Annotated in this window: 6 protein-coding genes and 1 pseudogene; 3 read left to right on the forward strand and 4 right to left on the reverse strand. The window is 53.7% G+C overall.

Annotated elements, in window-relative coordinates; genetic code table 11:
• Nucleotides 1-587: 587 nt before the first annotated feature.
• The 4 genes from AB4090_RS14350 to AB4090_RS14365 all read right to left on the reverse strand — a co-directional run bounded on the left by AB4090_RS14350 (nucleotide 588) and on the right by AB4090_RS14365 (nucleotide 3171).
• Nucleotides 588-1397 (reverse strand): PhzF family phenazine biosynthesis protein, encoded by an 810-nt coding sequence (locus AB4090_RS14350; protein ID WP_369574568.1) that lies wholly within the window; start codon nucleotides 1395-1397, stop codon nucleotides 588-590.
• Between the two features lie 92 nt (nucleotides 1398-1489).
• Entirely contained in the window at nucleotides 1490-1915 is a 426-nt protein-coding gene (locus tag AB4090_RS14355; RefSeq protein WP_369574569.1) for a GNAT family N-acetyltransferase, read from the reverse strand.
• Between the two features lie 52 nt (nucleotides 1916-1967).
• The gene (locus tag AB4090_RS14360) at nucleotides 1968-2330 is read right to left on the reverse strand and encodes a helix-turn-helix domain-containing protein (protein WP_369574570.1); all 363 of its coding nucleotides are present in this window, start codon (nucleotides 2328-2330) and stop codon (nucleotides 1968-1970) included.
• Between the two features lie 193 nt (nucleotides 2331-2523).
• A complete protein-coding gene (locus AB4090_RS14365) occupies nucleotides 2524-3171 on the reverse strand; it encodes a hypothetical protein (RefSeq protein WP_369574571.1) in 648 nt (215 codons plus the stop codon).
• Between the two features lie 40 nt (nucleotides 3172-3211).
• Here AB4090_RS14365 and AB4090_RS14370 point away from each other — a divergent pair, with 40 nt between their 5' ends.
• The 3 genes and pseudogenes from AB4090_RS14370 to AB4090_RS14380 all read left to right on the forward strand — a co-directional run.
• Nucleotides 3212-5893 carry a hypothetical protein gene (locus AB4090_RS14370; RefSeq protein WP_369574572.1) on the forward strand — a complete coding sequence of 894 codons (2682 nt, stop codon included), beginning with the start codon at nucleotides 3212-3214 and terminating at the stop codon, nucleotides 5891-5893.
• 6 nt (nucleotides 5894-5899) lie between these two features.
• The gene (locus tag AB4090_RS14375; protein ID WP_369574573.1) at nucleotides 5900-9118 is read left to right on the forward strand and encodes a tyrosine-type recombinase/integrase; all 3219 of its coding nucleotides are present in this window, start codon (nucleotides 5900-5902) and stop codon (nucleotides 9116-9118) included.
• Nucleotides 9119-9440: 322 nt separating this feature from the next.
• Nucleotides 9441-9718 (forward strand): annotated as a pseudogene (locus tag AB4090_RS14380) (transposase); the annotation flags it as partial.
• Between the last annotated feature and the right edge of the window lie 138 nt (nucleotides 9719-9856).

A 9856-nucleotide genomic window follows, 5' to 3' on the forward strand; every position in this document is an offset into this window, starting at 1 on the left:
CCTTCTGGGTGAAGCTCTCGATAAGCTTATTCTACCAGAAAGGCTTGCAGATCGGGGCCTTATCTATCTATCTCTTAGCAGCAATCGCGGATTTAGGGGAAGAGGCTCCGCCTTGACATCATCCCATTCGAGTAGCAGAGTGCCCACCCACCTAGTGTACCTACATCATATTTACGATGCTCGCACGCCGCCCACGTCGAATTTCAGATACCCAACGGAGCGCAGCGACGGTCTCCCGAAGTTCGGCCAACTACGCTCCGATGGTGCGCCGCGTACCGTAGGCACGTCGGCTGGAGCGCAGTGTTGGACGAAGCCGCGCCCGCCGTTTACGTGCCCGTGCTGCGGCGCGCCGTTCGGCGCCACGGCCATGCTTAGCCAAAAAACAGGAAAAACCGCGGTTTTCAGCGGTAAAAACTGCCAGGAGGCGGATCGGACTGCCGCAATGGCCGTGTCTATGGGTATCGAATGGACTTATGGGCGCCGATAGCCCGAATGCGCCAGGAGCAACGAAAAGATATTTCCCGAGGGAATCGTTCAGAAAATCAGGCGCGTCCAACAACCGGTTCAGATCGTGGCTCGCTTCGCGGTCACGATCTAACCTTAATCGTTAGGTTTTTAGAAGGGGCGAGTTCAGCCTCCATAAATGTGACCGCAACCCCTGAGAGAAACACACGGTCAGCTTTTACCTCGCAAGCGATGTTGCCGCCACGCTTGGAAACTTGTTTTGCGCTCAAAGCGTTTTTGCCAAGCCTATTGGCCCAATACGGCGCAAGCTCGCAGTGAGCGGAACCCGTGACGGGGTCTTCGGGGACGCCGTACTTGGGTGCGAAGAAACGGCTAACAAAATCAGCATCAGCACCTGGCGCGCTGACTATGACACCGCGCAAATCAAGTTGGGCAAGTAAGGCATGGTCGGGCTTGATGGCTCGAACGGTTGCTTCACTGTCGAATATGGCCAGGTAGTCATCGGCGGCCAACACCTCAATAGGGCGCTGGCCGAGACCTTGAACCAAGATTTCGGAGAGATCACAGGGTTTTGGCGGACGTGCCGGGAAGTTCATTTCCAATTGCCTTCCCTTTTTCTCTACGAACAGTTCACCGCTACGGGTTTCAAAGGTAATGACTTGTTTTGTGTAGCCAAGTATTTCAAAAATAACATGAGCTGTTGCCAGGGTTGCATGACCACAAAGGTCAACTTCCTTGACCGGGGTGAACCACCGTAGTTTGTAGCCTTTTTCCGATGAAACGAAGAATGCGGTTTCAGAGAGGTTGTTTTCCTCCGCAATTGCTTGGAGAAGCGAATCATCAGGCCACGATGACAATGGAACCACTGCGGCAGGGTTGCCGCCGAAGACCTTGTCAGTGAAGGCATCCACTTGATATTGCTTAAGCTTCAACGTGTCCTCCAGAAAAATCTAACGTACGAATTCAGCGGGCGAAAAAAAGCGCAGCTATTGACGGTCTGCTGGATGATAGATTGGGCATGGCGTCAAAGCTCCATTGAAAGGTGATGACTTTTAAACAGGAACCCCTTGCGCAGATACAGGCGATGGGCCGCATGGCGTGTATAGCCAGTATCTAGGTGAACCCCCTGACATTGGTGGGCCTTTGCGTGGTTTATTAGCCAATCGAGCAAGGAGCCAGCAAAGCCTTTTGAGGTTTCTCCTGGTAGGGTTGTTAAATCATCGATATAGAGCACTTTCCCCCACGCCAAAAACTCAGCAAAACGAAAACCAGCGGCGCTTTTTACTGTGCCTTCATGGCGGAGCGCGAGTATTTGGTATGACTGAGCCTGTTGACGTCGAACCTGAGCAAGGAAATTTTTCTGCTCAATGTGGGGGCGAAGGGCACTGAAAGCAGGAAAACAGGATTCAATGTCCGTGTCTGTATTCGCGATGAATATATCAGTAGTCATAGGAAGACTCTAGGTGATGCCCAACGTCCAAAGTGACCGGCGCTGCGCGGCTTTATCGCGCAGCGTCCGGTTGACCGTTGGGTTGGGCACCTCTGCGTCGCTTAGGTGCGGCGGGAACAAGCTCAATCTTGAGCGTGCAGCCAACCGCGGCAGCGTATCTTTTCAGCGAGGCTACGGAAGGCGCATGTTTTCCGGCTGCCTCCAGGCGTGAGATAGCGCTCTTAGTCGTACCCATACGGGCGGCCACGGTTTCCTGGGTAAGGCCGGCGCGGGAGCGAGCGGCCAGCATTTCATGTGCGAGGGCATACTCCACCTCAAGGGCGTCATAGGCCTCGGTGAAGCCACCGCGTTTGGAAGCCTTTTCGAGGAACGCCTTGTGGTCGTGGTGCACAGGTTGGAATTTCAGATCAACCATTTTGAATCTCCTTCAATCGCTTCCGGGCGAGCTTGATTTCGTGAGTATGGTCAGAGAGATTGATGGCTTTAGATGCGCTCATGGAAATACTCGACAGAAAACATCATGGCTCAATGTTAGCAATAATGCGAACTCACGTCAAAGCAAGAACCAGCCTACTGAGGTGTCCAACGCTGCGATTGGGCGTCATATGCTATCTCGGACCAAGCGCCATATCGTACAGCCGGCCATATGCTAGAGAAGCGAATGCATCCGGAACTGCTTTAGTTAGAGGGATATGATGTGTATCCTCGAAGGAAGCAATGTCATCCGCAATCGCCTCAAGAGCCGAGATCCATGCCGTGCAGCTAGCGGGCTGTCCGACTCGCAGTTTCTTTCGAACTTGCGAATCAAAGGCGGGACCAAGTTTCCCGTCCGTAAGAAGGAGAACAGCTTTGGTAATGCCAACACACGATGCGGTCCCCGTCGTAGGAAGTTGCTCAAAGATACGCCAAAGATCACAGAGAGCCTTCTCTTGATCTGTGCTGCGATCGCGAATTGCCCGCACATCCAGATCTTCAAGGGTCGCTATTGGCTCACCGGCGCTCATAAGGAGGTCATCCAGGAACGGCGGGGCGTGCGAGGCCTGATCTTTCAATCTGCGCATTGAGTTCGGCCGCGTAGCCTGCCATTTGCGCAAGATGCGACCGAATAGATCTGGACGAGTGGATGGGGTGGCAGCCAGCCAAGTGTTCCAGTCTTGCACATAACGCTGCGCGAACCCCTGCACATCAGCGAAGACTTGAAAACTGGAAGATGCGGGCTTTTCCAACAGGTGAAAATAAAGGTGATAAATGAGCATCCAACCATACCTTGTACTTCCTTCGCATAGGCGCTGATAGGTGGCAGACTCCACTACGTCTCCAGAAAAAAAGCGTAATCGCCGACGAGCGGCTGCGCCGGCGGAGTGTGTCGAGTTCCAGCGGTTTTATCGGGCGCTGGAGGCTGACTCATCGGTATCTACCGGGAATATGCTAGAGATGTTTCGCGACCTGGGTGTATACGGCCATCTCACCGAGATCGAAAAAGTCTGCGCTAATTTGCAAGAGGTTCTATCGATTCTGATGGAACTCGAAGACTGGCAGCCGTATCTGGATCCGGTAAGAAAGTGGCCAGCGCTTTTGGAGTGGATTCACACGCAGTCAGCAATTCTGCCACCCTCAGGATATACCCAGGAAAAAGCCCTAAAGAATCCTTTGGTGCATGTGTGTACGACAAGTCATCCGCTCTATGCGTTACTCTGGACTGACACGGAACCAGCACAATTGCAGGAATTTCGTTTGCTCCAAGGGCATGTCTTGGTAGCGCATTTGCAGAAAATCAGAAAACACCAAGAGTATACCTATGATTATCGGTATGCGGAAAAGGCTCCCTATGTGGAGCTGATCGCGGGAACCTATCGCTGCGGTCTTGCACTACGAGAGATTTCCCTATCTGGAGGGGAGATCGTGGCAGATATTTTACGGCCTGAGCGGCCCCCCGAGATCTTTGCGGGACAAATGTATGATTTCTGGCAGGCACTGCAATTGTATCAAAAAAATCAACGACAACACGCAGAGCAAATTGTCGCTGTGGAAGGGGAAGAAGAATTTGCGGAAAACGACGAAGTATTATTTGATCTGCTGCGCCGACTCGAGCGATCAAAAGTTCGTGTACATCTGCAAAGCTTTTGCTATGACTTGGCCGAAGCGTATGAGCTCAGAAAACATGGTACCAGAAGCCGTGATCCGGGTACGGCACGTCATCGCCAAGTCCTCCATGGCTATCTTCCGCTGGTACAGCTCAGGGCGGAGGAGATTGGCAAAGCGGATGATGACCCTGCGAAGAAAAAGACTCGCTGGAAGAGGGGAGGGGAAGCCGCCAACAGCCAAGGAGAAGGAGAGGCCGGAGCTAAGCGCTATGAAGCAGAGTTTGATCTGGATAGCGAAGAAAATATTGGAGAAGAGTATCTCCAAATTGAATTGGATTGTGCCTTACAGGGGGGTGGCCCACCGTCTCTGCACTCTTTGGCATTGCGCGGGAAAATGCACGCGGAGGCCTTACAGAATCAACTATTCCCTTGGGAGTATGATCTTCTTACCGACAGCACCTTGCGTTCCTTGCTAACAGATATGGAGCGGGACTTTGCTGCAGAGTTACGACGGCCAGATGAAAAGCCGTCCGTACTTGCGGAAGCCATCGCGCTACTCAGCATCCTGCTTTGGACGGGTTGTGCTTTGAATGTGGCTCGGAAAATCCAGATTATGGTGCCGGGACAAAATCTGGGCTTACGGATGCTCAGCCTGCAAATAGGGCCAGTTTGCTCCAGTTGGATTATCCGTGTCGATCCTCCCAGCCATCGTAATGTTGCGCAGGTCCAGATTCCTGCATGCGAGGATGTGGGGGAGTCTACGATCCACTTGCCAGACATAGCGGAAGGGAGTCAATATTTGCTGCAAATCCGCCAGCGATCCCCCAATAAGGGAGACCGCACTTTTCTGCGTGCAGCGGCGGTGTACGAGAGGGAACTGCGCAAATATTTGCGGAAAGTGGATCCCAGTGGGTACCTCAGCCTGACCAAGATCGAAGAGTATCTCTGGCGGCGGCTGGCGAGCAGCGGTGATCTAGCCGAGGCGGATCTGCTGGTAGGCAAGCAACATCGCCTAAGCAGTGTGCGGCGCTTTTACACCACTCTTGCGGCAGAGGCTCTAGCGCAACGGTATCAGTCAGTAGTCTCCGAAATATTGCGGGGCGTAGGGCGTAACACCCCCACTACGATCGCTGCCTCGAATCCCACCCACTATTGTGTTGGAGCGGTGTATCGCCCAACGGTCGCAGCCGTGCGAAAGGCGGTAGCCATTGTGCGAAAGACTCTGGGTAGATTCCTGGCGAAGTGGCAGGCGCGGTCTGCAACGAACCAAGATCTCCATCAGCTTTGGCGTGATCATTACAATACTTACACGCTCTACACGTGGTTATTTTTTTCCTATGCCACGGCGGCGCGGGCGACTTGTGCACCTTTTCCGCAGGAGTCTCTGGTGGATGTCCGCGAAGGCTTTATCGCGTACGCTGACAAAACGACGCTGGATCGGGCCCATGTACGTTTGCTCTGGATGCCTGAGCCGCTCGTATCACAGCTTCGGGCGCAGCAAACTTTTGCTTGGAGCGTCCGCGATACGGGACCCGCGCGCAAGGTTGAGAATATGGAATGGGGGAATTTTCTGTTGGGAAAACGCACGGCACAGCCTCTGTGTCCTAAGGTGCTCCAGCCATGTCTAGAAAAATGCTTTCACGCCGCCCTGCCCGTAAATAGTCACAGGCGGTTCTGTCGCTCCTACTTGCTGGAGCAAGGTTGTCCGGTGGAGGTGGTGGACGCTTTTATGGGTCACTGGTTTGCGGGGGAGTCTCCTTGGAGCCGGTATTCGAGCCAGTCGGCCCTTGAATACGCGCGGCAACTGCAGCCTTACTTGACAAAGCTCTTGGAAGACCTGGGCTTGGCTTTTGTTCCCTTGCCATCGCCAAAAGATTTGCGCAAGGAGGGTTGAGCGGCCGTGATTGAGGGAAGCGAACGTCCCTATAGCGCGCGTGTCCGCGAAATTTGGGAAACGATTCAGGCCACCCCTGGGGTAAAACGGGGGAGTCGGTTGTTCCAGGAATCCGAAATCAAACGCTATTCGTCATGGTTGGTGCGCGAGACAGAAATAGCAGATTCAATGGCAAACACCGGAACTGCACGAGCCTATGGGCTTTTCCTGCAGAATCTGCAAGGAGACGGACCCTCCCTCTCGGTGGGTGAAAATGAGCGAGAATCGTTGACACAACGCCTGTCTGACCGGGTGCTGCATTTTTTTGAGCCAATGGAAAAGGACCAAGCCAGGGTCTCGGGTGAAAAGCTGCAGGAAAAGGCACTGAAGTCCCGCTTACGGGGTCAGGCGAAATTTCTCCAATTCCTGAATTTACTCATTCGGCTAGGTACTGCGCAAGAGCTATGGCAGTGGTGTCCGCCTACTGTGCCGAGATTGCTAGACCGGGAACCCACCCCTTTTACGCCAGACGGGTTGGCAGGCTATCGATACGTGCAACGCGCACGGAACTTGTTTTGGGAGGATTTCCAGAGAGGAACGGAGGTAGACGAACGCATCAGCGAAGGCCGCATTTTGCTCGCCGCCCTGTTGTATGGCGGACTTGGCGAGGTCGCAGCGTTACGAGAGTTGCATACCCTGTTACGTACGGGGGTGCCATTGCAACATTTTCCCCGTCCTGGCTGGAGTTTTCTGGATCTGGAAATCCCGATGGGTAGGGGCGGCAAACGCCTGCGCCGATGGTTTCTGGATCCCCTTTCAGAGACCTTGTTCCTATGGCATATCCCCAGTCTGCATAGCCAGGAAGAGAGCACGAAGAGGGACGTATTGCGGGCCATGGATGCCTACCTGCACACTCTCCCCAAGGATCGTGGCAAATATCTTCGCGCCCGATTGCTAATCACTGCGATCCCCCAAGCGCTATTGGTAGAACTCCCGCAATTTCTGGGGGCCTATGGTGCCGGCACTTTGACGGCACACGCCATATATCCAGAATGCTGGAGCCGCTTGTACGGGTACACTGGGAACACGGTAACAAAGCCCTCCCTGTCGGAAGAAAACGAAGACGATTCGCCAACCTTGGCAATGGCTGAGGTCAACGAGTCGGTTCAAACCGTACTCTGGTTGCAGTCTCTGCGAAGGATTCTTCGTACGGATAATCGTAGCCAGGCCCTCAAGGCGCTGGCGGAAAACCCGGATAGCGCTGCCACCGATGTCCTGAGCCAGAGGTTCTATGCTTGGGCGAAACACCTGCTGAAGAATGGTTCTGCCTATCGCCATCATTTGGCAATGCGCACCATTCGTCGCTATGTCAGTCGACTTGCGGCGCTGATGCTGCAACTGGTAGACAACCCCGCAGATATCGAAAAATTTGGCGAACTCTCCTGGCGACAACTCTATGGGGATCTCCTGGATTTGATGGAGACGGAAAATCAACGAGTTTTTGCGGTACGAGCCATCCGCGAATGGCATCAATTTTTAGTGGAGGCGCACGGTGCAAGTCCTATTTCTGAGCAGGATCTGGGTGGGCTGGCAATCGATGTGGTCCCCGATGCGCGCATCATCAGCGAAGAAGAATTTACCGAAGTAAAACGAGTGATTGCGCAAGGGCAGCACATAGAACATCACGCCCAGCTCCCGACAGTGCTGATCCTCATTGCGATCCTGGGATTTCGCTGCGGCTTGCGGCGTATGGAAGTGCTGCGTCTGCGCCTCATGGACTGCCACCTGTTTGGTAAGGCCGTACTTCTCATCCGCCCTTTTGCTGAGAGGTCCCTCAAAAGCCGAAATGCGACGCGGGCGATTCCGCTTTACGCGTTGCTTACGGCGAAGGAGCTGCACTACCTTTCTGAGTGGGCGCAGGAAAGGAAAGAAATGGGTGCGCACGCAAACGATTATCTTTTTGTGCTACCGGAAATTGGTCACAACCCGATCTCGCAAGAAACCGCCATGTCCCGTATTCATCAGGCTATGCGGCAAGTGACAGGCGAGGAAAAAATGCATTTCCATCACCTGCGCCATAGTTTTGCGAATCATCTGCTCTGGCGACTCTCGTTGTCACAGCTATCCATGGCAGCGGTCCCTCCAGCTTGGCTGTCGGAACAGCAGGCCGCGCGAGAGTTTGCGGAGCGACTCTTTGGCTCTGCACACCACACCCGCAAGCAACTCTACGCCGTAACGAGCTTGTTGGGGCACTCGACGCCGGAGATCAGTCTGAATCACTATGTCCACAATCTGGACCTTCTTCTGGCGCTGTATGTGCGGGGTCAGATTCCCAGCGTGAGTGCACGAGATTGGCAAGCATACCTGCCCGAACGGCACCAGGGGACGTTGTACAGAGTGATGGCAAGTAGTGGCATCAATGGCTTGTTGGAGCGAATACGGAAACAGCACAAAAATCGCGTGCAGATTCCGGGCGAAATCTTGGGCACGAGAGAGGCTCGCGCCACGAAAAAAACAAATGAACTTGTAGCGCTGGAGAGCCGAATAGATAACGCCTGGAAAATGTTGTTGCAGGGAATGGTGCTGCAGAAAAAGAGGGGAAAGGAGGTTTGGGAGAGTTTGGCGGAGGAAGGCGAATATTCTTGCGATCAGCTCCGCGCGATGGCTGCCAAGGCACAGGAAATATACGCCCTGATGGGGCAGATGGGTCTGCGGCATCGTCCCTGCAAACTACCGGACTTCGGTGGGGAATTGGAAATTGCGCTCCCCGCCAAGATCTTCAGAGAGGTCGATCGCAAGATCTACCGGCAATTGTTGCCCGGTTTTTGGCAGAGTGTGCAGAAGGATGCTGATGGTGTTGGCGGTGTTTTGGATGGTTATCTCCGGCAGGCGTGGCGGGATGCACCGGGGTACTTTCTGGGAAAATCGGTAGAAGCACCCGAAGATATTCTGGCGTTTCGGCAGCTATTGTTTGACTGGGGGGTTCCGCATGGGCAAATCGCGTATATCAGCTATGATCCCTTGGAACGGTCGGCTTGGCGCCAGCGCTGGCGGGAGGCGTTACATCTGAACAAGAGGGATACCATTGACATTCGACGATTGCCAGTTTCCGCTTATGCAGAGCGGTGGCTGCACGTGTACCCGCGTTTCCGTCGTGCGGGGAAGGATGCATCCTCGGCCTCGCCTGGGTTTAGCTACCTGTTGATCATGGGAGCGATTGTATTAGCGGGAATTCCTTACGGCTGATTGATAAAGCTTTGTACTGTTTGATAGCTGCGCCAGCGCTCGAAATTAGTAGCTTCTGTGCAGCTTTCGTTAGCGCAGTCGTCGCATGAAAATCCCACAACGCTAGACATATCCGCAAGAATAACGTTGCCGATGGATAACCGCGAAGAAACTACGGCTATAAGGCTGCCAAAATTGGTTGTCGAAAGTTACCAGAACTCACCCTCGATGCTGGTTCCCTTATCCTCAACACGGATGAGCCACAACGAGCTCGGGACGAGCGCACTTTTCGCGTGCTGAAATGTCAATTTGGCTATCGCAAGACGCGATGGCGGGGGATTGCCAAGCGAAAGAAATGGCTCTGCACCAGGTTTTGGATAGCGGGTCGGAATTGGTGCATTTTTCGCAGACCTACGCAGCCCGTGGCAACGCCCCACGAACAAGAATATCAATGGCCTGCTGTGCTAGAATTTCCCCAAGGGAACGGACTTAGCGGAATACTCGCAACGATACTTGACCCAGGTTGTGGAAGAACTCAACAACCGGCCCCGGAAATCTCTAGGATTCCGCACACCCGCCGAAGTGATGGCACAAAAGATCAAAGATTTACACGCGGGTGTTGTGCTTCATTCGCAGAACCTAAAGCTCTCTAGCCTAGCCTATTTTGTGCAAATCTTCTTCTGTGCGTTTGGCAAACGAAGGGTCGCTCTCCGCCCTTTTTAGAAGCGTTTCATATCGCACCGGAGTTAAATGGTGTTG

The organism is Acidithiobacillus sp. IBUN Pt1247-S3 (assembly GCF_041146875.1).
GTDB lineage: Bacteria > Pseudomonadota > Gammaproteobacteria > Acidithiobacillales > Acidithiobacillaceae > Igneacidithiobacillus.